19 protein-coding genes and 3 pseudogenes are annotated in these 25,449 nt (G+C 59.9%); 9 read left to right on the forward strand and 13 right to left on the reverse strand.

What is annotated here, in order from left to right:
* Positions 1–4 precede the first annotated feature (4 nt).
* The 6 genes and pseudogenes from ACZ9BX_RS00510 to ACZ9BX_RS00535 all read right to left on the reverse strand — a co-directional run bounded on the left by ACZ9BX_RS00510 (position 5) and on the right by ACZ9BX_RS00535 (position 6,128).
* Complete coding sequence (locus ACZ9BX_RS00510; protein WP_476214949.1) at positions 5–1,012, reverse strand: glycosyltransferase family 2 protein; 1,008 nt, start codon at positions 1,010–1,012, stop codon at positions 5–7.
* Positions 1,009–1,935, reverse strand: coding sequence for a glycosyltransferase family 2 protein (locus tag ACZ9BX_RS00515; protein WP_476214951.1), 927 nt, complete (start codon positions 1,933–1,935; stop codon positions 1,009–1,011). Before ACZ9BX_RS00515 ends, ACZ9BX_RS00510 begins: the two co-directional genes overlap by 4 nt.
* Complete coding sequence (locus tag ACZ9BX_RS00520; protein ID WP_476219855.1) at positions 1,935–2,930, reverse strand: glycosyltransferase family 2 protein; 996 nt, start codon at positions 2,928–2,930, stop codon at positions 1,935–1,937. The genes ACZ9BX_RS00515 and ACZ9BX_RS00520 overlap by 1 nt, the downstream gene beginning before the upstream one ends.
* Positions 2,931–2,969: 39 nt before the next feature.
* Positions 2,970–4,133: pseudogene (locus ACZ9BX_RS00525) on the reverse strand (glycosyltransferase family protein); the annotation flags it as partial.
* 81 nt (positions 4,134–4,214) lie between these two features.
* Entirely contained in the window at positions 4,215–5,006 is a 792-nt protein-coding gene (exoK, locus tag ACZ9BX_RS00530; RefSeq protein ID WP_476214953.1) for an endo-1,3-1,4-beta-glycanase ExoK, read from the reverse strand.
* A 3-nt stretch (positions 5,007–5,009) separates the two neighbouring features.
* Positions 5,010–6,128 (reverse strand): acyltransferase family protein, encoded by a 1,119-nt coding sequence (locus ACZ9BX_RS00535; protein ID WP_165928221.1) that lies wholly within the window; start codon positions 6,126–6,128, stop codon positions 5,010–5,012.
* Positions 6,129–6,653: 525 nt separating this feature from the next.
* Between ACZ9BX_RS00535 and ACZ9BX_RS00540 the strand changes: the two genes are divergently transcribed.
* Positions 6,654–7,613: a glycosyltransferase family 2 protein gene (locus ACZ9BX_RS00540; protein ID WP_476214957.1), complete on the forward strand. Its 960-nt coding sequence runs from the start codon at positions 6,654–6,656 to the stop codon at positions 7,611–7,613.
* A 6-nt stretch (positions 7,614–7,619) separates the two neighbouring features.
* Here ACZ9BX_RS00540 and ACZ9BX_RS00545 read toward each other — a convergent pair whose 3' ends face one another.
* Both ACZ9BX_RS00545 and ACZ9BX_RS00550 read right to left on the reverse strand, forming a co-directional pair.
* Entirely contained in the window at positions 7,620–8,621 is a 1,002-nt protein-coding gene (locus ACZ9BX_RS00545; protein WP_476219857.1) for a glycosyltransferase family 2 protein, read from the reverse strand.
* A 135-nt stretch (positions 8,622–8,756) separates the two neighbouring features.
* Positions 8,757–9,044 (reverse strand): exopolysaccharide production repressor protein, encoded by a 288-nt coding sequence (locus tag ACZ9BX_RS00550; RefSeq protein ID WP_476214959.1) that lies wholly within the window; start codon positions 9,042–9,044, stop codon positions 8,757–8,759.
* A gap of 769 nt (positions 9,045–9,813) precedes the next feature.
* On the opposite strand from ACZ9BX_RS00550, the gene ACZ9BX_RS00555 reads away from it, so the two are divergent.
* From ACZ9BX_RS00555 to ACZ9BX_RS00570, 4 genes and pseudogenes are all read left to right on the forward strand, one after another.
* A complete protein-coding gene (locus ACZ9BX_RS00555; RefSeq protein WP_476214961.1) occupies positions 9,814–10,494 on the forward strand; it encodes a sugar transferase in 681 nt (226 codons plus the stop codon).
* Between the two features lie 121 nt (positions 10,495–10,615).
* Positions 10,616–11,837: pseudogene (locus tag ACZ9BX_RS00560) on the forward strand (polysaccharide biosynthesis/export family protein).
* A gap of 11 nt (positions 11,838–11,848) precedes the next feature.
* A complete protein-coding gene (locus ACZ9BX_RS00565) occupies positions 11,849–13,114 on the forward strand; it encodes an O-antigen ligase family protein (protein WP_476214963.1) in 1,266 nt (421 codons plus the stop codon).
* Positions 13,115–13,161: 47 nt separating this feature from the next.
* Complete coding sequence (locus tag ACZ9BX_RS00570) at positions 13,162–14,169, forward strand: acyltransferase family protein (protein ID WP_476214965.1); 1,008 nt, start codon at positions 13,162–13,164, stop codon at positions 14,167–14,169.
* A gap of 3 nt (positions 14,170–14,172) precedes the next feature.
* On the opposite strand, the gene ACZ9BX_RS00575 is transcribed toward ACZ9BX_RS00570, so the two are convergent.
* From ACZ9BX_RS00575 to ACZ9BX_RS00590, 4 genes are all read right to left on the reverse strand, one after another.
* Positions 14,173–17,346, reverse strand: coding sequence for an efflux RND transporter permease subunit (locus ACZ9BX_RS00575; RefSeq protein ID WP_476214967.1), 3,174 nt, complete (start codon positions 17,344–17,346; stop codon positions 14,173–14,175).
* A complete protein-coding gene (locus ACZ9BX_RS00580; protein WP_132564228.1) occupies positions 17,343–18,518 on the reverse strand; it encodes an efflux RND transporter periplasmic adaptor subunit in 1,176 nt (391 codons plus the stop codon). The genes ACZ9BX_RS00575 and ACZ9BX_RS00580 overlap by 4 nt, the downstream gene beginning before the upstream one ends.
* 522 nt (positions 18,519–19,040) lie before the next feature.
* Positions 19,041–19,628, reverse strand: a complete 588-nt coding sequence (locus tag ACZ9BX_RS00585; RefSeq protein ID WP_476214970.1) for a DNA-3-methyladenine glycosylase — start codon at positions 19,626–19,628, stop codon at positions 19,041–19,043.
* Positions 19,629–19,679: 51 nt separating this feature from the next.
* A complete protein-coding gene (locus ACZ9BX_RS00590) occupies positions 19,680–20,582 on the reverse strand; it encodes a LysR family transcriptional regulator (protein ID WP_476214971.1) in 903 nt (300 codons plus the stop codon).
* Between the two features lie 122 nt (positions 20,583–20,704).
* Between ACZ9BX_RS00590 and ACZ9BX_RS00595 the strand changes: the two genes are divergently transcribed.
* Both ACZ9BX_RS00595 and ACZ9BX_RS00600 read left to right on the forward strand, forming a co-directional pair.
* Positions 20,705–21,445, forward strand: coding sequence for an SDR family oxidoreductase (locus tag ACZ9BX_RS00595; protein ID WP_476214973.1), 741 nt, complete (start codon positions 20,705–20,707; stop codon positions 21,443–21,445).
* A 138-nt stretch (positions 21,446–21,583) separates the two neighbouring features.
* Positions 21,584–21,850 (forward strand): annotated as a pseudogene (locus ACZ9BX_RS00600) (oxidoreductase); the annotation flags it as partial.
* Between the two features lie 237 nt (positions 21,851–22,087).
* Here ACZ9BX_RS00600 and ACZ9BX_RS00605 read toward each other — a convergent pair.
* The gene (locus ACZ9BX_RS00605; RefSeq protein ID WP_027510111.1) at positions 22,088–22,999 is read right to left on the reverse strand and encodes a LysR family transcriptional regulator; all 912 of its coding nucleotides are present in this window, start codon (positions 22,997–22,999) and stop codon (positions 22,088–22,090) included.
* A gap of 165 nt (positions 23,000–23,164) precedes the next feature.
* On the opposite strand from ACZ9BX_RS00605, the gene ACZ9BX_RS00610 reads away from it, so the two are divergent.
* Complete coding sequence (locus ACZ9BX_RS00610) at positions 23,165–23,977, forward strand: alpha/beta hydrolase fold domain-containing protein (RefSeq protein WP_476214975.1); 813 nt, start codon at positions 23,165–23,167, stop codon at positions 23,975–23,977.
* Positions 23,978–24,025: 48 nt separating this feature from the next.
* Positions 24,026–25,213, forward strand: coding sequence for an efflux RND transporter periplasmic adaptor subunit (locus ACZ9BX_RS00615; RefSeq protein WP_476214977.1), 1,188 nt, complete (start codon positions 24,026–24,028; stop codon positions 25,211–25,213).
* Positions 25,214–25,449: the final 236 nt, after the last annotated feature.

The raw sequence follows: 25,449 nt of genomic DNA on the forward strand, positions 1-25,449 counted from the left end.
GAGGTCATCCTTTGGGCGTGCGCGGTGCGCCACCGAACGTTGGAATGTCTGTCTTGAGGCCAGCGAGATTGCGGAATGCCGCGGCCAATCTGTTGAGGCGGACAGCGATCGGCATCTTGAGGTGGCGGAGGGCAATAGGATCGCTCCATGCCGCCTTGATCATGCCGGAGATCGATCTGTTCTTGACGCTTTCGACGAGGAGAAGGAACGATCTCGCCTGCCGCAGGCTGCGTGCCCGGAATTTCTGCGCAGCCGTAGCCTTCACATCGAGCGTGTGCTTGCCGAGGAAGACCCTGTCTCCTTCCATCATCGCCTCGATATGCCGGAGCTCCAGCATGCGGGAGATGGAACCCTCGCGGATATTGTAGTCATAGCCGGCAACCGGCTCGACCACGCAGCGCGCGCCAAGCGCCAGCGCGGAGGCGAGGAATACATAATCCTCGCCGATCCGCAGATTCTCGTCGAAGCGCAGTGCATGGCGCTCGATGAATGCGCGTTCGAAAACGGGCTTGAGATAACCGAAATTATGCGTCGTCTGGAAAAGCGCATTGGAGCGAATAAAATCGGGCAGCGTCAGTTCCGGCATGGCTGCGAGCACGCTCTCGGAGAACATCGTTTCCGGCGGCGTACCATCGGCGCGGATCACCCGCAGATTGTCGACTGCGATCTGCGCGCCGGCTTTCTCGGCGCGGGCAATCAGCCTGGCCAGCCGCCCCGGTTCGATCGCATCGTCGGAATCGAGCACGGCAAGCCACCGGCCCGTTGCTGCGGCCATGGCTGCGTTGCGTGCTGCGGCAGGTCCGCCGTTCTTTTCGAGGGCGAGCAGGCGGACATTCCTTTCCGCATAGCCTTGCGCCACTTCGCGCGTGTCATCGCTCGAGCAATCGTCGGCAACGATGACCTCGACGGTCACGCCGGTCTGCGCCAGCGCGCTTTCGATTGCCTTCGAAAGCGTTTCCGCTGCATTGTAAGCAGCCATAATGAAGCTGATGTCTGGCAGCTCTTTCGTCATGCAGTCCCCTCTGCTGCGCCATATTGGCGGATCTCGCGCACGCCGAGTAGGCCGCTGACGACGCCGAGATGCATCGTGCCGCGAAGTGCGTAACGATAGCGCGGAACGGGAGCCAGGATGCAGATGAGCGCCACGCCCAGGCAATAGCCGGCCTTTGCCGTGGCAAACCCGATCTGTTTCAGGCGGTCAAGTCCCCGATGCTTTTCCTGCAGCAGGCGTCCATGCGTCTGGCCGAAGCGGAAGCGGCGTTTCGCGAGCCAGGAAAGCTCCGCCCGTTTTTCCGGTACCGCCTCGTAGACGTGCGCTTCGGGGGCGTAGGCGATGCGTCCTCCGTCCCGGTGCATATGGCTGAAGAATTCGGTGTCTTCGCCGCCCGTCTTTCCAAGCGCCAGATTGAAGCGGCGGCCCTTCACATGTTCGGAGCCGAGGCGGAGCAGCACATTGCAGGTGTAGCCCGTGCGGATTTCGCCGCCAACCCAGACCGGCAGCGTCGAATGAAAATCGCCGTCTCGCATCCAGGCAGGAGCGGTTGACGAGTAGACGCTCCGGACCGGGCCGAGGATCGCATCGGCGCCGGTCTTTTCCGCCCCATTCAGCAGCTCCACCAGCCAGTTTTCCGAGGCATCCTCATCGTCGTCGATGAAAGCCAGAAAATCGCCCGTGGCGTTTTCGAGGCAGGCGTTGCGGGCGATCGAGATGTTTGATGCCGGGCAGTGCACATAGGCGATCTCGTGCGGGATCGTCGAGCGGAGCGCTTCGACGCGTCCTTGTGCGCTCGGCGTCACATCGTTGTCGGCAACGATGATGCGCAGGCTGACATTCTCAGGAATCGCAAGCACGCCAAGCGAAAGCAGCGCCTCGTCCAACGAGGCGCGGCGATAGGTGCAAACGCCGATATCGATCTGCATGCGTTGGTCCTTCATCAAGACGCCTTGCGGTTGCGGAAGTTCAAGAGTTCCATCCAGAAACCGGCCGACCAAGCGAAATGCATCACCATGGCCGAGAGTGCGGCAAGCGGCCCGTATGGATTACGCTGGCCGACCGCCATCCAGAAACCGTAGCCGACGCAGGCGGCGGCCCAGAGGCTGAACGGAATGACAGCAATCCAGCTCAGCACGGCCAGAAACGCGCCGATAAAGACCGGCACCACCGCGAGCGGCAGCATCTGGCGAAGGTTCGGCATGCTGCCATGCTTCAGAATGTTCTTCGCACGGCCCCGGCCATAGCCGAGATATTGCCGGAAAAGCGTTCCAACGGTTGATCTTGGATAATAAATCATCCGCGTCTTATCGGACATCCAGATGCCAAAACCCGCCTTTTTCAGACGGTAATCTAATTCCGCGTCCTCATTATGGCTGAATGTTTCATCGTAGCCGCCGACGGTCTCGAAGGCTGCGATACGCATCAGCGCATGGTGGCCGTGGTCGGTCCAATGGCCCTTGGCTCCCTCGCGATGCTTCGAGCCGCCGTTGCCGAGTTTGGAGTTCTGCGCGAAGGCGGTGGCCTTCTGGAAGATGCCGAATCCGATCGTTTCCATGGCGACGACGACCGAATCCGCCTGGGTAAGCTCGGCTTCCTCGACGAGTCGCTGGCAAAAATCCGTCGGATAATCGCCATGGGCGTCGATCCGGATCAGGTATTCGTAGTCGCGGCCGAAGGTCTTGACTGCGAGATTGATGGCTGCGCTCTGGACGCGGCGGGGGTTGTTGAGAAGGATGACGCGCGGGTCGGTTTCGCTGATGCGGCTGACGATTTCACGCGTGCCGTCGGTGCTGCCACCGTCTGCGACGACGATGCGGGCATTCAGCTGATCGAGCGCCGAACCGAGCTTTTCGATCAGGGGTTCGATGTGCTTTGCCTCGTTCAGGCAAGGAATGATGATGAGGCAGGCGACGCTGGAACAAACATCAGTCATCATTGCAGTCAACCCTTCTGGAACTGCTGTTGCGGGGCTAGAGGCATTGGCCGCGTGCGCTTCGGCGGCGGACGGTACAAGGCGGGACAGATTGTCGACTAAGGTGCGGCAATCGCTGCGGTCGGCGAGCCAGCTCTTCCGGTCTTCAGCAGCGACGGCCGCTGCAAGCGCGCCGTAACGCTCGCCGGTGAGGCCTTCGAAAAGCGCCTCAAGGCTTTCGACAGAGGCGTCGTGCAGCGTCAGGCCGATCTCCTTGCGGGAGAGGAAGCGAGCTGTCTCAGTGCTAGCGAGCGCTATCGGGACGCTGCCATAGAGGCAGCCTTCATAGAGGCGGTTGGGAAGCAGCCAGCTGGAATTGAGGCCTTCCTCGAAGAAGTCGATCGCCCAGGAGAAGTGGACATCGCTGTAAATTGCCGACAGGTCTTCCGGGTTCTTATATGGCCCCTCGAAGCTCAGATAGGGTTCGTTGGCGACGAAGGTATCGAAATCCTCGAATTCGGAATAGGCCGGCCGGCCGCGCAGCACGACGCGGACGCGGCCATTCATTCGACGGGAGAAATCGGCAAGCAGTTGCAACGACTTGCGGCAGCGGAGCGCGCCGAACCAGCCGATTTTCCAGGGCTCGCCTTCGGCTGGCGGCAGGCGGAGCGGGGTTGCTTCCGGCATGCCGTTCAGCGCGAGGACCTTGTTCTCGACAAGCATGATCGGCGCCTTGAGAGCCGAGCGCGAAACGAAATAGTTGGCGATGAAGGCGGGCGAACTCGTCAGAATCAGCTTCGCCTCTCGCCCGAAATAGGCTTCCGCAAGGCCGACCGCCTTTCCGGCCATGCCGTCGCTCACGAGAAGGCGATGGATATCAAGGCACTCATAGACGATCGGCACACCGCCGAAGAGGTGGCTGGCGCGATCGGCGACTGCGAGCGATTCCAGATTGCGCCCGATGATCACGTCTGGCCGTTCGATACCCTTCAGAAGGCCCCGCAGTCCAGCGACCGCCTTTGCGACGGCGCCTATGCGCTGGCCGAATTTGGCGTCGGCGGTCCGCCCGAGTTCGATCGGCGTGAGGCCGTTGACGGCGGCAAGCGCATTCTCGCTGCGCCGGAAGCCGGCCAGCGTCACCGAGGCAGCGCCTTCAGTCAGCATCAGCACGCGGCGGCGCACGGCGGGATCGGCCAGATCATGCGCCAGATAGAGGACTTTGAGCATCAATACTCCTTGCGCTATCCCGGATATCACCGGAGTCCGTTTCGGGGTGTGCTGTGCAATCTTTCGGTAGTTTCACTACGCTCAATTGAGCGTGCAGGCGATCGAACCCTCGAATTGGCATTTGTCGCCCGGAGCCGTGTAGGCCATCCGATCGATTTCCATCGTCGTTGGTTGCGTATAGGCGAATTTACCCATCCAGTTCGCAAGTTTGTCGGTTCCCCAGAGGCTGAAGAAGATCTTCTGAGGGTTCTGGGGGATCTTGGACTGGTCGGTGACGTCCTGGACGAGCTTGCCGTTCAGATAATAGCGAAGCCGGCCCGGCTCCCAGACGAACGCGTAGTCATTGAAGCTCTGGTCGGCCCCCTGGCCGACAGGCACCAGCTTTTCGTTGCCGCCCTTGGCCTTGATATACTGGTTCACCTGGACAGTCGACGTGTCCTTGCCGAGCACCTCGAAGTCGATTTCGTCGTGCTGCTGCTTGTCGGCAGGGCCTATATAGGTGAAGAAGGCGGAGTTCAGGCCCTTGCCGGTTGCAGTCTTGATCCGCGCTTCATAGGTGCCGTAGCTGAAGCGCTTTTTCGTCTGGATCTCGCCGCAGAGATAGTTGCGGTCCTTGGATTTGCCCTCGGCGAAGGTCAGCTGCAGCATGCCGCCCTCGGCCTTCACCTGGTTTTTCGACCAGGTGCAGTTCTGGTGGGCGCCGTTGTTCCAGCCGTCGGATACATACCAGATGCTGCGGTCGATCTTGTCGAAATCATCCACGAAGGATTTGCTCGTTGCCTGCTGGGCATGTGCGGGGAGGGCGCCGAGGATAAGGGCGCCGATCGTCAAACTCTGGCAAAGCAGTCGCGCATGGGCGATTTTGGCCGTCATGTCTCACCTTTGCTGTGGAGCGAATTCTGCCGGGACCTTCCGGCGGGAAGCGGATTGAGAGCTCTTTTTGGTCCGGCCGCCGGTCAGCACAGCGTAGAAGCGCGGCGCGTTGTTTCGGACGAAGCTGTTGGAAAGCGCAAGCACTGGAAAAAGCACCAGAAGCGAGCCACAGAAAAAGAGCGGATAGAAGCCGATGCCCGTCTTTTCCCAAATCATGAAGAATAGGACGAGCAAAGGATAATGTGCGCAGAAGATCCAAAAGCTCAGGCTTCCGGTCTTCGAAAGACGCTGGCCGAGGGAGGTCTTGATCAGCGGCGCCGAAAGCATCCAGAAGCCGGCGGCCCCGCCGATTGCCAGCGCATTGCGGCCAAGCTCCACCCAGTCCGGCATTGATGGACCGGTCATGTAGATCGCGGTCGCAAGCAGTGCCGAAGCGGCAAGCAGAGCCGCCACGCCAAGTGGTGCAAAGCGGTCGAGTGCCTTGATGTCAATCTTGTAGAGGCTTGCATAGATGCCAAAAGCGAAGCTGAAGAGGATCGAGCGCTTGATCACGATGTAGAGCGACATTTCCGGAATGAGCGCGAGCAGCAGCAAAGTCGACAATGTCAGCAGGGGAACGCGCCGGATGAGCCAGGCAAGCAGCGGCGAAAGCAGGATGCAGACGAAGAGGTCGCGCAGGAAGTAAAGCGGGATGTTGGTGGGAAATTCCTCTGCCGCAAAGAGCTGGCTGAGCAGACCGCGTACCGATGCCGTCCAGGGGCTTACGACATAGCCGTCACCAATGCCGACGCTCAGCATTGCCAGCGCGGCGACAAAGAACGCGGTATTCCAGATGAGAAACGGCAGGAAGACGGTCTGCGCTTTCGTGCGCACGGTTTTCCCATAGTTGAAGCCCTCCGTCCCGCCGCGAAACAGCAGGTAGCCGGAAATGGCGCTGAGGCAGGGAACCCCGACGCGGAAGAGCGCTTCGCTCAGGAAGACCCGCAGCCAGTCGAAGAAACCGTAGTTTCCGTTGAACGGCGTATTGGCAGGGTCAAACGGTATATGGACGAACACGATGCCCGAAATGAGCACGATGCGCATCAGGTTGATCCGCGAGGATACGTTGGCGTCAACGTTCACGTTATCAGTCACCCCTATTGGGCCGCACCTCCCCTTGCGACCGTTTCAACGAGAGCAGACTCGAGCCCGCAGACCAAAAGCTAGAGCGTTTTCACGGAAGAAAATATGGCACTGCAGCAAAAAGTGATCGGCGATCCCGTTTCGGGACGGCTGAATTGAACGGTTGCGGCCACGGGTTTTATCGTGTTTGGCTTTAAGAGAACCTACTGAAACGCCGATGGGCCAACGTATTTCGGAAAGTCATCATAAATTCAAATTGGTGAGGCTATGACGCCCGCCGCGGCGGAAAAGTTTTTTTCGTTTGGTGAAGGAGTCTATCCCTTTCCCGCGATGCCGGGCGCTTGAATGTGGCTGAAATGTGGCTTTCGCTACTCCAGTGGGTTTATTCGGCACATGGCTGTTTGAGACCGCCAGCGGGCTTTGACAAATTTCGGCCGGAATGACCTTGATCATTTCGCAGTGCAGCAACTTGCTTGGTACGGTCTCGGCCCTATGTGCCCACCGGACGGCTCTTCAGGAGAAAGAATGGCGACCTTTACGATCATTATCCCCTTTTATCAACGCGAGGACGGTATTCTTCGCCGCGCGTTGGCCTCGGTCTTTGCGCAGAGTTTTCAGGACTTCGATGTGATTGTCGTCGATGATCAGTCGCCTTATCCCGCCGAGGACGAGTTGAAGCCGCTTGTCGAAGAGCAGAGATCGCGGATTGCCGTCGTGAAGCAGGCGAATGCGGGACCGGGCGGGGCGCGTAATACCGGCCTCGACAATGTTCCGGCGGCAACGCGCTTCGCAGCCTTCCTCGATTCCGACGACTTGTGGACGCACGAACACCTGCAGAATGCCTATGATGCGCTGCAGAGGTTCGATGCCGACTGCTATTGGGCGTCGATCCACGGCGGCGAGGAATTCGATTATCATTTCAGCATCGCCGACCTGGAGGCCAGCGAAAAGGCGGTACGCCTTTGCGAACACCCGCTTCTGCTCGAGATTCCGGATATTGCCAGCGTGATGCTCAAGAACTGGGCCTTCCTCCACATGTCGTGCATGGTCATCGGCCGACCGCTGATCGAGAAGGTGCGCTTCGACGCTGCGCTGCGGCTGGCGGCGGAGGACGTGCTGTTCTTCTGCGATTGCATGCTTGCGGCGCGGCGCGTTCTTCTTTGCGTGGAGCCGGGTGCCTTGCGCGGCGAGGGCATCAACATCTTTCACGGCGTCGACAACGACTCACCGCAGTTTCTCAAGCAGCAGTTCATCACCTGGATGGCGCTCGACCGGCTTGAAAGCCGCTTTTCGAAGCGCCCGGTCGAAATTGAGACCATCAAGGCCTACAAGAACCGGGCGCGGAAACAGGCGCTCTGGAGCCAGGCGCGCCTGGTGCGCAGGCGCCGCCTGCCGGACTTCCAAATGCTGGCCCGCTGGGCGTGGCGCGATCCGGCCCTGTTTGCGAGCGCTCTTCAGATCGCCGGCGGCAAGCTTTCGAAGTAGCGCTGGCTATTCGGCCGGTGAGGCCAGCAGATATCTGAGGCCGCCGGCGCCTCTGGTGGCGATCTCGACTCCACCGGGGCTGCGGAAGCGTTCCGTTTTGTCCATGAAGATGCCGCCGGCAATCGCCGGAACGGCGAAAGGATGAGCGAGGGCGTAGCGCAAGGCCGCACCAGCGCCCGACTGCCTCTTGATATCGAGGAAATGGCGAAGCTCGTATTTGCCCCGGGCATGCCTCTCATGGCGGCGGACGGCCGCGGCGGCTTCCGGCGTCAGGCTGCCGCTGGCCAGAATCGCTTGGTCGGCTTCGTAGAGCTTGCGGAGGTCCTCTGTCCGGTGGCTGCCGCTCAACGAGTTGCCACGCACGACGGCGCCGTAGCCGCAGCTATGGATCACCTTGTAGCGCGCGCCGTTGGCCAAGGCCCGGACGTAGATGTCGTAGTCCTCACCGAGACGCATCTCCTCGCGATAGCGCAGCTTGTGAGTATCGAGAAACGCGCGCCGCATCACCGGTTTCAGGAAGCCGATTTCGCCGCGCCGGACGCCCCGCTTCGAGATATTGCCGTCGATGAAGGTCACCAGGTCGAGAAACAGGGGACGGTCCGGGAAATGGTCGAGTTGCTGAGGCGCGCGCATCACGGTCTCTGCCTCGACGAAGGCAATGTTGTCGGCGACGAAATCCCAGTCATCCTCCGCAAGCATGCGGCTGAACCGGCCTTCGAAAAAGAAATCGTCGGCATCGAGAATGCTGATCAGCGGCGCGGTGGAGATTTCGATCGCGTGATTGCGGGCGGCCGATGGGCCTCTGTTCTTCTCGAAGGAAACGACGTTCAGGCGACTGCTGCCGTCATCGGCAGATCTGGCGGCGTCGGCGGTTCCATCGCCGGATCCGTCGTCGATGACGACGACTTCAGCCACTTCTTTTTCGCGTAAAGCCGAAGCGACAGCCATTCCGATCGTATCGGCCGCGTTCTTGGCGGCGATGATCACGCAAACACTTGCCTGAGCCATTTCAACCACGTCGTACCCTCCGTTGTCTCGCGCAAGAGTTAGGACGTCGCCGCGTCGGCGGCAATGTAAAAAACCTTCAAAAGATGTTACGGGATCGTTCGGGCGCTATCGTTCACCGCCCGAAAAGACTTGTTTTTAACGGTTGAAAGGCTCGGAGCCATTGAAGGGCGAGACAGGAATCTTCTCCTTGTCGTCGCTGCGGGCCGGTACATGGGATACCGCCATAGTGCCTTGCGTGTTGTGCGCCTTCGCTTCCTTCCACACGAGGAAAAGGACGCAACCGAAATAGCCGATTTGCAGGAGAACCGCACAGATCACCGTGTCGATCAGTGTCGTCGTCAGTGAGCCGTTCAGCCAATAGGTCGCAACCGCAAAAACGGCCAAAGCGCCGATCATGCTGACGAAAACGCGAGGTGCATACATAGCCTTGCCTCCCTTGGGGAGGTTCGTTCAATGAACAGTCATTGAATTCGGGCTTCCTCCCTAAGGACCCTTTACTTTGTATATTTTAGAAGGCTCCTCGTTTCAACCGAACGAGGACATTCTTTTTCATCCATTGCCTCTTTTCTACAGTATTCGGTTTAAGGTTTCTTTCCCGATTTGGGTAAAATCGACGACGCCTCGTTAAGGAATGCCGTGACGCATTCGGGTAGCTAAATGTGTCGATTTTACTCCAGGTTGTCCGAATTTTGACATTGCACGCGGTACTTTGCGTCACATTTGCCTACCGAACCAACGCATGAGAGCCAAATGCGTTCAACTTTTATTACAAAGTTTTCATCTAAATCGATTTGAGTGTGCGGTGCAAAATTGATGGTGCAATGCAATAAATTGGCGATAAGACAATATAGTTGACCTACTCCGGGTAGTGCCCTCATTGCTTAGCCAAATGTCACCTGAAAGGCGTAGAAAGATCTATTCTTCAATCTTTTTGCGATGCGAAGCAAATACGAAGACCTTTAGTGCGCCGCACAGAGTCTATTCAAAAACATTGCATGCTTTGAATATGAAATTTAGAGAACCCTTAAACAAAGAAATGTGATCAAGACACGCCTGAAACGGGCCGTTACACAATCGCCATGAAATTGTGGCTTAAAAAAACAAATTCCGCCCATACACTCCTTATTCGTCAGCGCTAGCTTAGCGGCCTGGGCATACCGACCAAACGGCAAACATAAGTGGAGTTAACTCTATGAAGTCTGCGACGAGATCGGACGATACGCCATTCTTTGGCGTGGTTCATGCGAATGCGTTTCCGCCGACCGGCGGAATCATGAAACGGGCATTCGATATCTCAGCTGCCTCGCTCGGGCTCCTTTTCCTGAGCCCGATATTTTTAATGGTGATGCTGCTTGTAAAGCTCTCCGACAAGGGGCCGGCTTTCTATGGGCATCGCCGTATTGGCCACAACGGCCAGGAGTTCCGTTGCCTGAAGTTCCGGACCATGGCCGTCAATGGCGACAAGGTCCTGCAGGAGCATCTGCGCAACAACCCGAAGGCAATGGAAGAATGGTGCGCAACGCGAAAACTGCAGGACGATCCGCGGGTGACCGCGGTCGGAAGCGTGCTTCGCAAGCTCAGCCTCGATGAACTGCCCCAGCTCATCAATATTCTCCGCGGCGAAATGAGCGTTGTCGGGCCGCGGCCCGTCGTTCTTGACGAACTGGAGCTCTACGAGTCCTCAGCCGTCTACTATCTGCAGGCGCGTCCGGGCCTTACCGGCCTTTGGCAGATCAGCGGACGCAATGATGTGTCCTATGCTGCCCGCGTTGCTTTCGATACTCACTACGTCGAAAACTGGTCGCTCATCCGCGATGTGAAGATCATTGCACAGACGATTCCCGCCGTCTGCATGCAGCGCGGCAGCTACTGAGAAGCCGCTTCCATATACGCCAAGTAACGTACGGTACTGCTTTTGGCTTGCCGTGCCGATTTACGAGGAAGACTGAATGAGAGAAATCCTGTTGCGCCGCAACCTGCTTGAAAATTCGTTTATGCACGGCCTCGCTTTCGTTGCGGGGCTTGGCATATTGATCGGGTCCTCCGGCTTTGCCCGGGCTGCCGACTACCAGCTCGGCACCATGGACAAGCTGCGCATCCGCGTTGCCGAATGGCAAACGGCGGAAGGCGCGATCCGCGACTGGTCAGTGGTGAGTGGCGATTACACGATCGGCCCCTCAGGCAGCCTTTCACTGCCATTCGTAGGCGACCTCCCAGCCTCCGGAAAGACGACGGATGCAATCGCGAAGGAAATCGGGCGCCGCGCTGCAGAAGCAGTTCGGCCTCAAGGACCGGCCGTCGGCATCCGTCGAACTTGCTCAATTCCGGCCGGTCTTCATGACCGGCGATGTGGAAAACCCCGGCGAATATCCCTTCGCGCCCAATCTGACAGTCGTGAAGGCCGTCAGCCTGGCTGGTGGCCTGCGGCGGGCCGATGCCGGCCAGCGCTTTGCCCGCGACTTCATAAATGCCAAGGGCGATGCCGTCGTCTATACGACGGAGCGCAACCGGCTCATTGCCCGCAAGGCTCGGTTGCAGGCGGAAATTGCCAAGAGCGACACGATCGAAATGCCGAAGGAACTCACGGATCTGCCCGAGGCAAAGGCCCTGCTTGCCAGCGAAATGGCATTGATGAATACGCGCAAGAAGCGTCTCACACTGCAGCTTCAGGCACTGGACGACCTGAAATCGCTGTTGCAGGCCGAAATCGAGTCTCTCGGCAAGAAGACCGAGACGCAAACGCGCCAGCTCGAGCTTGCCAAGGAAGATCGCGACAAAGTCGAAAACCTTGCCGAGAAAGGCCTTGCGCTTAGCGCCCGAAAGATGGCCGCCGAGCAGCGCGCCGCCGATACCGAGGCAACGCTTCTCGATATCGATACCAACATCTTGAAGGCCAAGCAGGACATCAGCCAGGCCAATCAGGACGAGATCACCCTGCGGAACGACTGGGACGCCAAACTGTCGCAGGAATTGCAGGACACGGAATCCGAACTCGATACACTCAATCTGAAGATTGCGACCAGCGATGCATTGATGTCGGAAGCCCTGGCACAATCGAACGACGCCGCCCGCTTCGATCCTCAGAATGCCGCGAGCATCAGCTATTCCATCATGCGGGAGGTTGACGGCCTGTCGAAGGAAATTCCGGTCCAGGAAAATACCGCATTGCAGCCGGGCGACCTGATCAGGGTCACCGCCGGGGTTGCAATGAGATAGCGGAGACTGGTATGCGGATCGCCAAATCGTTGCTGATAAAACCGGGGGAGAACGAGCTTTACGCCATTCCGGCGGTTGCGCTCTCGCTCTTCTGCTTTGCCTACTCGATCCGTTTCGGACAGGTGGCGATCCTGTTTTACTATGCCTTGTGGCTGCCGCTCGTCGCCGTCAATTACCGCAAGGTGCTCGGCAGCTACAGCCGGTTCATCTGGCTGTTCGCCTTTGCCGCTTTCGCTTTCCTCTCCGTCTTCTGGTCGGCCGTGCCGAGCGTGTCGCTGAGGGCGAGCATCCAGTATCTGACGCAGGTGATCTGCGCGCTGATTGCCGTGCGCGTGCTCGATGTCCGGACGCTGACGCTTGGTTCGGTGGCGGGTGCGGCGATCGTGCTGCTCTATTCGATCCTCTTCGGCTACTACGAATATGACGTGCTCGACGGGACCTACAGTTTCGTTGGCGCCTTTGCGTCGAAGAACCAGCTCGGCTTTTATGCGTCGCTGGGCATCATCTTCGCCTTTGCCGCCGTCTTCATTTATGGCGAGCGACGCCTCTGGATGATGGCGTCGGGCGTGGTCGGGCTCATGGCGGCCTATTGCCTGCTTGCCTCGCAATCGGCCACCTCGGTCATCACGACGGCGGCAATCGTCGCGCTGCTGATAGGCTTTCGCGTCGTGCTCATGTTGTCGCCGCAACAGCGCAAGCTGCTGGTGGTCGGCGGCGGCGTCGCGGCTGTCATCCTGGTAGTAGCAGGTGTCTATCTGGGCGCTATCGACGCGGTGCTCGGCATCTTCGGCAAGGATTCGACCCTGACGGGCCGCACCTATCTCTGGCAGCAGGGTATCGAGGCTGCGGCGCAGAACGCGGCCATCGGCATCGGTTATCAGGCTTATTGGGTTCAGGGCTTCGCAGAGCCCGAGCGGCTATGGAAGGAATTCTTCATCGCCTCGAGAGCCGGGTTCCATTTTCATAACACCTATATCGAGACGGCCGTCGAACTCGGCCTGATCGCCGTGCTCATCCTTGCTGTCACGATCATCGCGACCCTCTGGGGGCATCTGCGCCGGCTGATCGAGGATGTGCGCAACGATGAATCCTATGTTCTTTTCGGTATCACCGTGCTGCTTCTGATCCGTTCGTTCGTGGAGATCGACGTTCTGACGCCCTATAATGTCGGTACCTTTCTTCTTTATTTTTCCGCGGGAAAGCTTGTCGGCGCGCGCCAGCGCTCGGCGATGGCCGGCCTGCAGCGTTACCAATCTGCTGCGACCGTGCGTTCCTGATTTTTTTTGCATGTACGCCGCCGAAAGTGGCGTGATGAGGGATATGCATGAAGACCCTATACGGGATCCAATATTTGCGTGCCTTTGCGGCACTGGCGGTCGTCGTTTTCCACGCGGCAGAAAGAAGCGGCGGGCATTTCGCGATTGGCGCCGCCGGCGTCGACGTCTTCTTCGTCATCAGCGGCTTCATCATGTGGGTGATCAGCGACCGCAAGCCCCTGACGCCGCAGCACTTCCTTCTTGACCGCATCCGCCGTATCGCACCTTCATACTGGCTGGTGACGGTCATCATGATCGGCGGAGCGCTGGCAGGATTGTTTCCGAACCTGAAGCTTGACGCTGGCCATGTCCTGGGCTCGCTCTCCTTTATTCCCGTGCGCTCGCCGAGCAGCGGCGAGATCTGGCCGGTCCTAGTCCAGGGTTGGACGCTCAATTTCGAAATGTTCTTTTATGTCCTGTTTGCGGGCGCGTTGTTCCTGCCGCGCCAGTGGCGGCTGCTTGTCCTCTCCGTGGCGTTCGGTTTCTTCTTCCTGATCGGTCTCATATGGAAGCCATCTTCGCCGATGCTCGCCACCTATACGCGGCCGATCCTCCTGGAATTCCTCGGCGGTGTCTTCATCGCCGAACTGTGGCTGCGCCGTTGGATCGCCGGCAACAGCCTCGGGCTTGCCTGCGTCGGCGCCGCACTCTGCGGTTTTGCGGCGATTCACCTGATAGGTGCCGGGTTCGACGAATTCATATGCGGACCGCTGGCGATGGCGCTGGTGTTCGGCATGGTCTCGCTGGAGGCCGACGGCAGCATCGGCCGCGTGCCGCTGCTCACCTATCTCGGTGATGCGTCCTATTCCATCTACCTGTGGCATACGCTTGCGGTATCGGTTGCCATCAAGGCTGCAGGAATTCTCGGAATTCCGGGCGGCGTAGCCGTGGTTGCGGCCATTTGCGGTGGAACGTTGCTCGGAATTGCGGCCTATGAGATGGTCGAGAAGCCGCTGCGCAAGCTCCTGTCCAGCGAAGCACCCAAGCGCCGCCCGCTTGAGCAGCGCCCTTCGTAAAGATCAACCTGTTTCTTCGACCGGTTGCCCTTTCGGCGCGACTTTGCGGCGGCGCGCGCGCAGCACGACGTAGAAAACAGGGGTCAGGAACAGGCCGAAGATCGTAACGCCAAGCATGCCCGAGAAGACGGCGGTACCGAGCGATTGGCGCATTTCCGCGCCTGGCCCCGTCGCGATCATCAGCGGCACGACGCCGAAGATGAAGGCGAATGCCGTCATCAGGATCGGGCGAAGGCGCAGATGGCTGGCCTCGATCGCCGCCTCCACCGGCGTCTTACCGTCCTCTTCCGCTTGCCTCGCGAATTCAACGATCAGGATCGCGTTCTTTGCCGCAAGGCCGATTAGCACGATGAGGCCGATCTGGGTCAGGATGTTGTTGTCCATCCCGCGAAGATGCACGCCCAGCAGCGCCGCAAGGATCGCGAGCGGCACGATCAGGATGATCGCAAGCGGCAGCACCCAGCTTTCATATTGCGCCGACAGCGCCAGAAAGACGAAGATCACCGAAAGCGCGAAAATATAGATCGCCGTATTGCCGGTGCCGCGCTCCTGAAAGGCGAGCTCGGTCCAGTTGAAGGTCGTTCCCGAGGGCAGTAGCGAACCCGCGATCTTCTCCATGCTGTCGAGGGCGGTGCCGGTCGACACACCCGCCGCCGGATTGCCCTGTAGCGGTACCGAAACATACATATTGTAATGCTGGACGAGCGCCGGACCGCTCCGGTCCTGGACTTCGATGAGGGTTCCCAACGGCACGAGTGCGCCCGTCGCCGACCGGACCTTCAGGGCAAGGATGTCGTCCCGCTCGAGGCGGAATTGTTGATCGGCCTGCGCCCGCACCTGATAGACTCTGCCGAAAGCATTGAAGTCGTTGACATAGGATGTGCCCAGATTGATCGAGAGCGTATCGAATATGTTCGAGATCGGGACGTTCAGCATGCGTGCCTTGTCGCGATCGATATTGAGAAAAAATTGCGGGCTCGATTCGGAGAAGGTCGTGAAGACGCCGGTCAGCCCGGGCGTCTGATTGGCGGTACCCATCATCTGCTGGGCAAGGGCCAGAACCCGCCGCATGTCGCCGCTTTCGAGGTCCATCAGCTGCATCTTGAAGCCGCCGGAATTGCCAATACCCCTGACCGACGGCGGCGGGATGGCAATAATGAAGGCTTCCTGGATGCTCTGCAGGTTTTGGTAGAGCTGACCGATGATCCGGCCGGCGCTCAGACCCTGCTCAAGCCTGTGTTCGAAGGTGTCGAAGGGTGCGAAGACAACGCCTTGATTGGACGCGTTGGTGAAGGTGGCGCCGCTGAAGCCTGCAAAGGCCACCGCATTTGAGACGCCGGGCGTGTTGCGGATGACTTCCGCCGCCTGCTGCACGACGGCATCGGTTCGGTTGAGCGAGGCGCCCTCGGGCAATTGGAGGACGACGATTGCATAGCCCTGGTCCATATTGGGGATGAAGCCACTCGGGACGATTCGACCCATGTAGTAGGTCGATGCCAGCAGTCCCGCAAATACCAGCAGCGCACAGAACAGGGCGGTCTTTGTCGAAACGGTGCGGCGAACAATCCATGAGTAGCCGTTGCTCATTCGGTCGAAGCCGCGATTGAAGCCGTTGGCGAGGCCGCGGCCCAGTCGCGTGAACGGATTTCGCGTCTCCTTCGCATGTTCTTGGTGCGGCCGCAGCACGAGCGCAGCGATGGCTGGCGACAATGTCAACGAGTTGACCGCCGAGATTGCCGTTGCGACCGAGATCGTCACCGCAAACTGCCGGTAGAACTGGCCGGTAATGCCTGGGATGAAGGTTGTTGGGACGAACACGGCGATGAGAACCAGGGAGATCGCGATGACCGCCGTTCCGACCTCGTCCATGGTCACATGCGCCGCTTCCCTCGGCGTCATGCCCTTGGCCAGATTTCGCTCGACGTTCTCGACGACGACGATCGCATCGTCTACCACGATGCCGATAGCGAGCACGAGCCCGAAGAGCGTCAGCATGTTGAGCGAGAAGCCGAAGGCGAGCAGGAAAGCGAAAGTGCCGATCAGCGACACCGGGATCGCGACGATGGGGATGATGGCCGTGCGCCAAGATTGCAGAAAGACCAGCACCACAATTGCGACCAGCACGGCCGCTTCGAAAATGGTCTTGTAGACCTCTGATATCGACTCGGAAATGAACTCGGTCGGATTGTAGACGATGTTGTAAGCCAGCCCTGGGGGAAAGTCCTCGGCGAGCTGTTCCATGTTCGCCTTGATTTCGGCGGCGGTAGCGAGCGCGTTTGTGCCCGGACGCGAGAAGATGCCGAGCGCCACCGCCGGCTTGCCGTCGAGGTAGCTGTTGGTGACGTATTGCTTGGCGCCGAGCTCGATGCGGGCAATGTCCTGCAGCTGTACGAGGCGGCCGTTCTCTGTCGCTTTCACAATGACGTAGCGGAACTGCCGCGCATCGGAGAACCTGCCCTGCGTCGTCACGGTGTATTGGAATGCGTTTATGCCCGAAGCCGGCGGCCCGCCGATCGAGCCACCCGAAACCTGCACGTTCTGTTCGCGCAAGGCAGCCACCACATCGTTCGGGGTCATGCTATAAGCGGCCAGCCTTTGCGGATCGAGCCAGATGCGAAGGGCATATTCGCGCTCGCCGAAGATGGTGAGGTCTCCGACGCCGTCGAGACGCACCAGCACATCGCGGATGCGGCTGCGGGCATAGTTTGAAACGTAAAGCTGATCGTAGCGGCTGTTCGGAGACAGGATATGCACGACCATCATCAGGTCGGGTGAACTCTTCGCGGTGGTGACCCCGTTGCGGCGAACCTCATCGGGCAGGCGCGGTTCGGCGATCGCTACCCGGTTTTGGACGAGAACCTGCGCCGTATCCAGATCGGTACCGAGCTTGAAGGTGATTGTCAGCGACATCGACCCGTCGTCAGTCGAGTAGGAGGACATATAGAGCATGTTCTCGACGCCGTTGATTTCCTGCTCGAGCGGCGTTGCGACCGTGTCGGCGACGGTCTGGGCGTCGGCGCCGGGATAGTTGGTGCGCACGACGATGGTGGGCGGTGCTATTTCGGGAAACTGCGCCACCGGCAACTGGAAATAGGCGAGGCCGCCGAGAATGAGCAGAACTATGGAGAGGACGGACGCGAAGATCGGCCGGTCGACAAAGAAATGCGCGAATCTCATTGCGCGAACTCCATGCCTGCGGCTTCCGGCGGGATGTCCTCGCGGCTCTGCGGCAGCTCGGTCATCTGCGGCGTGATCTTGGCTCCGGGGCGGGCACGCATCAAACCGTTGATGACGATGGTTTCCTTGCCGTCCATGCCTTCTCGGATGGCGCGGTAGCCGTAAAGCCGCGGGCCGGGGCGCACGGGCTTGGTGGAAACCGTGCCGTCCTCGCCGACGACATAAACGACGCGCTGGTTCTGGTCGGTGCCGATCGCCTCGTCCGGCACCAAAATGGCTTTGTAGACGTTGGACGCCTCCACCTGCACACGGCCGAAAAGGCCCGGCTGGAGCACGAAGCCCGGGTTGTCGAAGCGGGCGCGGACCCGCATCGTGCCGGTCTGGCTGTCGACCCGGTTTTCGGCGAAATCGAGCTTGCCTGTGAACGGCTTTTCGTTGGCATCCGTGATGCGGACCTGCACCTCAAGACCGCCGCCGCCCTGCTGAAGGTCGCTGCCGCGCGCACGCGCCGTCTGCGCGAAGTTCAACAGCCGGCGCTCGTCGACGTCGAAATAGAAGTCGATCGGATCGAGCGAAACGATCGTCGTCAGCACCGACTGGTCGGCCTGGACGAGGTTGCCGACCGAGATCAGCCGCCGGTCGATGCGGCCGCTGATCGGGGCGGTAATCTTCGTATATTCGAGATCGAGCGTGGCCCGATCTGCCGTGGCCTGGGCGCCGCGGACGTTGGCCTGAGCGGATACCCATTCGCGGCGCCGGTCATCGAGCGTCGAAACCGACTGGCTGCCGCTGGTGGCGAGTGACTCTGCGCGTTTGAACTGCGCCTCGGCGTAAATCAATGTCGATTTGGCGACTTCAAGCGCAGCGGTTGCTTCATTGAACGCAGTGACAAAGGGGCGCTGATCGATGACGAAGAGCAAGTCGCCTTTCTTGACCATCGCGCCATCGGTGAAATGTACTTCCTGCAGGTAGCCGCCGACGCGCGATCGCACCGAGACCTCGTCGACAGCCTGGAAGCGGCCGATGAACTCGTCGCTGTCGACGACATCGCGAACGACGGGTTTTGCAACCGTGACGGGCGGGGCAGGCGGAGCTTCCTGGGCAATCGCGACGATCGGCGAAAGCATGGAAAGGCAGGCAAGCGTCAGTATGTTGCGAAGAGAGTAAAGCATAACGATCCCCCATTCTGGGCGGCCGGTATGCCGCCAAACTTATGCGGTAACGATGCGATTCATATCTGCTGTGTCAAACCCGGTTTTCCCGCGTTCGTCTTGCTATCCTTGTCACACAGCATGCCGTCCGGCAGGCGTGCCAGCATGCAAAAAAGGCCGAAGTTCTGCTCCGGTAACTCTCTGAAATCGGACTATAAACGTCAGTGGACAAAAATTGCAAACGTCAATCGCCGGCAGTTTGAGAAACTGACCGGGATTACCGGTTTCGACAATCAACTCTTGCCAGCGGCGCTCCAGACACCCGAATTCCTGGTTTCGGAAGCTGGCCTTAACCGTGCCCTGCGGAATCGACGATCATCGGAACCGCGCGCGGAAACCCCGTCCTTCAGGCGGGGAGGAAGCGCTATATGGACGACTTCAAGCTGCTGATGCTGATGTCGCTCGCGATGATGCCGCTGGCGCTGCTCTTGCGCAAGCCCAAGGCTGCGCCCGTATCAACGGACCACAGCGGTGATGGAATGATCAGCGGAACGGCTTGCTCAGATATCGCGAGCCCTGAATGCCGAAGCGCCATGGAACTTCGGCATTTTTCGTTATGCCGATACGCAGGCCCGAGATGATCGGAACTGGTGCGGAGGGCGAGATCGAAAAAGGCGGGCGGTCGAGAAGACGGTTGTTGATGGCGATGTCGATATCGAGCGCCTGGCAAAGCTTGCCGGGACCGCTGCAGAGCTGGGTGAGCACATCGGTGCCACGGCGCTCGATCATATGGGCGATGCCATTTTCAGGTTCGAGCGCGCGGATCAGAACGGCCGAGCCCGGCGTGCAGACGAAGTTCAGGCACCAGTACATGCCGTAGATGCGGTAGATATAGACGTTACCCGGCGGGCCGAACATCGCGCCGTTGCGCCTGGTCGGGCCGCGGAAACTGTGCGAGGCTTCGTCATGCGGGAAATAGGCCTCCGTCTCCGTGATGCGCCCGCCCACGCCGTTGACAAGCAGGTGGCAGCCGATGAGATCGCGGGCGACGGCGATCGCGTCGCGCTCGAAGAAGCTTCGGAGGTCGCCGCCGGTCAAGGCAGCCTTTCCAATGGCACCCTTATTCGTCATTCAAGTTCCCGTCGTTTGATTCCGGCGGATATCATCGCGTGCCGGGCACCGCTACCCGAAATTTGTCCGCTGCTGCGCAAAGATATTCACCAGCCAGTCGATGAAGACACGGACCCGGGGCGAAAGCTGGCGGTTGCGCGGGTAGAGGAGCGAGACTGGTGTTTCCGTCAGCGGGAAGCCCTTCAGTATCTCTATCAGCTCGCCGGAGGCGATGTAGCGTCCGGCGTGATAGCGCGGCACCTGGATGATGCCTAGCCCGTAGCGCGCCGCCGCATGAAGGCTCTCGGCTGCATTGACGGAGACAGTGGCCGGGATCATGACATTGCGGACCTGACCGTCGATGATGAATTCGAGCGGCAGCAGCCCGCCCGTTGCGCTGGACCGGAAGCCGACCATACGGTGGCCATCGAGGCTGTCTGGATGTTCCGGCATGCCATGGCGCTCGATGTAGGCGGGTGAGGCGAGGGTAATCTCCTCCAGCATCGCCACGCGCCGGGCGATCATATCGCTGTCCTGCGGCACGCCGACGCGCAACACGCAATCGATGCCTTCGCGCACGAGATCGACCAGCCGGTCGCCCTCGCTCATGTAAAATTCGATATCCGGATACATCTCCAGGAAGGACGGCAGGCTCGGCAGCACGAAATGCCGGGCAAGCGTGCCGTGCACATCGACTCGCAACATGCCCTTCGGCTTGACACCGGCAAAGGCCCCCTCGGCGTCCTCGATGTCGGCCAGAATCGAAAGGCAGCGCTGATAGTAGGCTTCGCCGTCGAGCGTCGGGCTGACATGGCGGGTGGTGCGTTGCAGCAGGCGGACGCCAAGCCGGGCTTCGAGCTGCTTGACGGCATCAGTCACCGTCGAGCGCGGCAGTCCGGTGTCCTCGGCTGCGAGCGTAAAGCTGCGGCGTTCCACGACGCGGGAGAAGACCCGCATGGCATCGAATCTGTCCATTCTATTTGTTCGTATTTTTCGGATAGTGATGCCGAAGAATGCATGATTATCCGCAGATTGAAAAGCGGCATCTTCTCCTCATCGAAACGCGCTACGGCGCAAATGAACGAAGGAGAAAGAAAATGACAAGCAATAACAACAAGATCGCCCTTGTAACCGGCGCTTCCCGCGGCATAGGCGCCGCTGTCGCGGAACGTCTCGCCAAGGACGGCTTTACCGTCGTCATTAACTATTCCGGCAACGCGGCTCCCGCCGAAGAACTGGTGCAGAAGATCGAGCAGGCCGGCGGCAAAGCTCTGACGGCGAAGGCCGACGTCAGCGAACCAGAGGCCGTGCGACGGATGTTCGATGCGGCCGAAGCGGCCTTCGGTGGCATCGACGTTCTCGTCAACAATGCCGGCATCATGATGCTGTCTTCGATCGCCGACGCCGATGATGCCAATTTCGACCGCCAGGTCAGCGTCAACCTCAAGGGCACCTTCAACACGCTCCGCGAGGCCGGCAAGCGCCTGCGCAACGGCGGCCGGATCATCAACTTCTCGACCAGCGTCGTCGGCGCCAAGCTTGAGACCTACAGCGTCTACGCCGCCACCAAGGCCGCCGTCGAAATGCTGACGGCGATCATGTCGAGGGAAATGCGCGGCCGGAACATCACTGTGAATGCGGTCGCTCCCGGCCCGACGGCCACCGATCTCTTCCTCAACGGCAAATCCGACGAACTCGTCGGCCGCATGTCGAAGATGAACCCGCTCGAGCGCCTAGGCACGCCCGAAGATATCGCTGCCTCCGTCTCGTTCCTCGCCGGTCCGGACGGCTCCTGGATCAACGGCCAAGTCCTGCGCGCCAACGGCGGCATGGTCTGATGCGCAACATCGAGCCAACCATCTCAATTCACCTCACGAAAGAAGGACTGGGACAATGAGCGAGCAAGTTATCATCATCACCGGTGCATCGAGCGGCTTCGGCGCTCTCACTGCCCGCGCCCTTGCTAGGGAAGGCCACACAGCGAAGGCCCCTATAAGGGCGTTCCGGAGCAGGCGTTGAACGGTCTTGCCGCACTGGAGCCCGCCGATGCCGATGCGGGCTCGGTTGCCGCCGCCATTGCCGACGTCGTCGCCATGCCCTTCGGGAGCCGCCCGTTCCGCATGCATATCGACCCGTCGCAAGATGGCGCGGAGATCGTAAGCGGCGTTGCCGACCGGGTTCGCGCCGAGATGTATCGCCGCATCGGCCTCGAAGACTTGCTCAAGACTCACGTTAGGGGTTGAGGTTCAGCGGCATTGTTCCGTTTTTCTGAACGGTGATGCTCGAAGTTACGGTCTTACAATCCGACCGGATGCAATTATATCTGTTGGGGAAGGAGCGAACGGAAATCCCCATCCCGGACGCCAACCTCCAAAAGCCTTCCGGGCCATTTTCCCTGGTGACGCGGCGGGCTCGAAATTCGAAGTTTATCCGATCGCGGCCCGTCGAAGGTTTCCCTGCCTTCCGGGCCGCTTCCGTTTTCAAGCGTCGTTGAGCTTCGCGTCGGCAAGCAGTTTTACCATCCAGTCCACGAAAACACGCACCTTGTTGCTCAGGTGCCGGTTCGGCGGATAGACGACGTAGAGCGGCAGCGGATCGCGCTTCCATTCCGGCAGAACTTGAACGAGTTCTCCCTTTGCGATTGCTTCGCGCGTCATGAAACGGAGCATTTGGCCAACGCCGAGGCCGTTGGTGAGCGCACTCATGAATGTTCTGCCGTCATTCACCGAGACGATGTATCTCGGGTTCACCTCTATCTCTTCATTGCCGTTCTTGAACACGAACGGCATCATGCGGCCGGTCTGCGCGCGGAAATAGTTAATGCCGTAATGGCTGCTTTCGAGTTCTTCCGGGCGTGAGGGCATGCCGAATTTCTCGATGTAGCGGGGCGATGCGCAGGTGACCATTTCGATTTCCGACACCCGCCTTGCGATCAACGACTGATCGGCGAGCGTGCCGGCGCGAAGGGCGCAATCGACATTCTCCGCAAGGTAGTCCACGGTGCGGTCGCTGACGCCGAGATCGATGCGGATATCCGGGTATTTCAGATAAAAGTCGCAGAGCGCCGGCACGATAATGGTGTCGGCAAAAGCGCCTGACATTTCAACGCGTAAGCGGCCGGTTGGAAGACTCTGGGAATTGGAAAGGCTGCCGTCGAGCTCTTCCAGTTCCGAAACAATCTGGGAGGCGCGTTCGTAATAAAGCGCGCCGTCGGTCGTGACCATGACGCGCCGCGTCGTGCGGTTGAGCAGCTTGGTGCGCAGATGCGCTTCCAGTCCCTGGATGAGATTGGTGATTGTTGCTTTGGGCATTGCGAGCGTGTCAGCCGCCCGTGTAAAGTTGCCCGTCTCAACGACGCGTATGAAGGCGCGCATTGCCGAGAGCTGGTCCATCGGAAATCTCCACAGTTTGCACTGCGATATTATTCGAAATTCGGAACAGTGTAATCATAATACAGCTTCTTATTCCGCGGTGTGAATAACAATATCTTTTTTGTAAGATTGGCAAGCTATGGCCGCTTGCCGTGCGTTATATCCCATTAAGCGAAAGCCCGACCGATGACGGTGCAGGTGAAAGACATGGTGCTGGAGAAGGTGGCTATCGGCCCCATTTCCGCGCGCGTCTATCAGGGCGCCGAGTTCGGCAAGGGGGCGCCCATCGTTCTGTTCTTTCACGGCGGCGCCTTCCTGCAGTCCGGCATCAAGGAAAGTGCGGTTGCTGAGAGCATGGCGAAAGCCGGTGCGATCGTTGCGGTCCCTGACTATAATGCGCCGCTCGGCAACGTCTTTCCGAAACCGCTCGAAGTCGGTTACTCCCTTTTTTCCTATCTTGCCAACAAGCGCGCCTCCGGCATTGGCGATCGCAATTCACTGCTTCTGATCGCCGGCGAAGAGGCTGGCGGTAATATTGCCGCGGGTGTAGCGCTGAAGGCACGCGATCATTATGCCAACGCGCTCGACGGCCAGATCCTGCTTTCGCCGCTCCTCGATCCGTTCATGGGCACGTCCTCCGTCCGCAAGGCGGACGGCATCGGCATGCGCCAGAGCTGGACGGAAGGGTGGAGCCACTATCTCAGCGGTGGCGGCTGCCACCCCTATGCGGCACCCTGCCTCTGTTCGCGCATTGCCGGGGTTGCGCCGGCGCTGATTTTCACCGCGGAAGACGATCCTCTGCGCGACGAGACCGTCGGTTATGCCGCCCGCCTCAAAGAGGCAGGCGTCGGGGTCCGCCAGCATATCCTCCCCGCCGGGACAGGCTGGCCATCTATCTACGGCGGGAAAACGGTCGGCACCTCGAACTGGCAGGAAAGCATCAGCCGCGAGTTCGGAAGTTTCGTTCAGGAGTTAAGCGTTCAACACCAATTGCATTGAAAACGAACTGATTATCGCCGGCCGCAAAAGGCCGCAAGGAGAGTACCAATGACGTCCAGAAAGAAGCGCTGGGCCCTGGTGGGCGCTGGCATAGGGCTTGTTGCGTCTGTTTCAGCAGCCGCCATCTTTTTTGAATTGCCGATGAGCACTGCTGCCACGGCTGCTTCCGCTCCTGCACAGGCTCCCGCCGTACCGGTGACGGTTTCTGTCGTTGCTGCCCGTAATGTAACTGCTTGGGAAGAATTCTCTGGCCGTTTGGAAGCGGTCGACCGGGTTCAGGTGCGTTCCCGCGTTGCGGGCGCCATCCAGTCGGCTCACTTCCGCGAAGGTGCGCTGGTGAAGGCCGGCGATTTGCTCTTCACGATCGATCCGGCCCCCTATCAGGCCGCGGTTTCGCAGGCCGAAGGGCAGGAGGCTTCTGCCGAGGCCAAGGTCAGCCTGGCGCAGATCGAGCTTGAGCGCGGCCGCCGGCTTTCGGATAGCCGCACGATCTCGCAGAGCGATATGGACCAGCGCCAGAGCGCCTATACCGAGGCGCAGGCAGGGCTTCGTACCGCGCAGGCGGCGCTGCGATCGGCTCAGCTCGATCTCAGTTATACTGAGGTCCGGGCTCCGGTTTCCGGCCGCGTCGGCAAGCTGGAAATCACCGCCGGCAACCTTGTCGCCGCAGGCTCGGCTTCACCGGCGCTGACGACGCTCGTCTCGGTCGATCCGATCTATGCGAGCTTCAACGCCAGCGAGGAGATGGTGACGAAGGCGCTGTCGCAGCTTCCGGCTAGCGACGGTGCAGTCCGTGCGCTCGAACAGATCCCGGTTGAAGTCGGCACGCTCGCCGACGAGGGCACGCCGATCAAGGGCAAGCTCCAATTGGTCGACAATCAGGTCGATGCCGCAAGCGGCACGATCGGGGTACGTGCCGTGTTCGACAATCCGGGCGGCAAGCTACTTCCCGGCCAGTTCGTGCGCGTCCGCATGGGGCAGCCGAAAGCCGAAAACAGGATTCTGGTCAGCGAACGCGCGATCGGTACCGATCAGGACAAGAAGTTCGTCTTCGTCGTCGACGGCGAGAACAAGGTCAGCTACCGGCCGGTTCAGCTCGGCAATGTAAGCGACGGCCTTCGCGTCGTCGAAAGCGGGCTGAACCCGGGCGACACGATCGTCGTCAATGGCTTGCAGCGCATCCGTCCGGGCGCGATCGTCGAACCGCAGATGGAAGAGAAGGTGGCGGCCAAGTAGGCGTCGGCTATTCCCTTCTCTCCAGCGGGGAGAAGGTGGCCCGAAGGGTCGGATGAGGAGCGGTCGCGGCAAACGCGCCCGTCGCTTATTGCGTCGCTCACCCCTCATCTGCCCTGACGGGCATCTTCTCCCCAGCTGGGGAGAAGCGAGAATGACCCAACTAAATGACCCGCCGGCGGTCCCCCAACCGCCGGACAGGGGCTTTGCATCCAAGTTCATCCCGGAGAGGGCTTTGA

The sequence above is a fragment of the Rhizobium sp. USDA 3886 genome, from assembly GCF_056279785.1.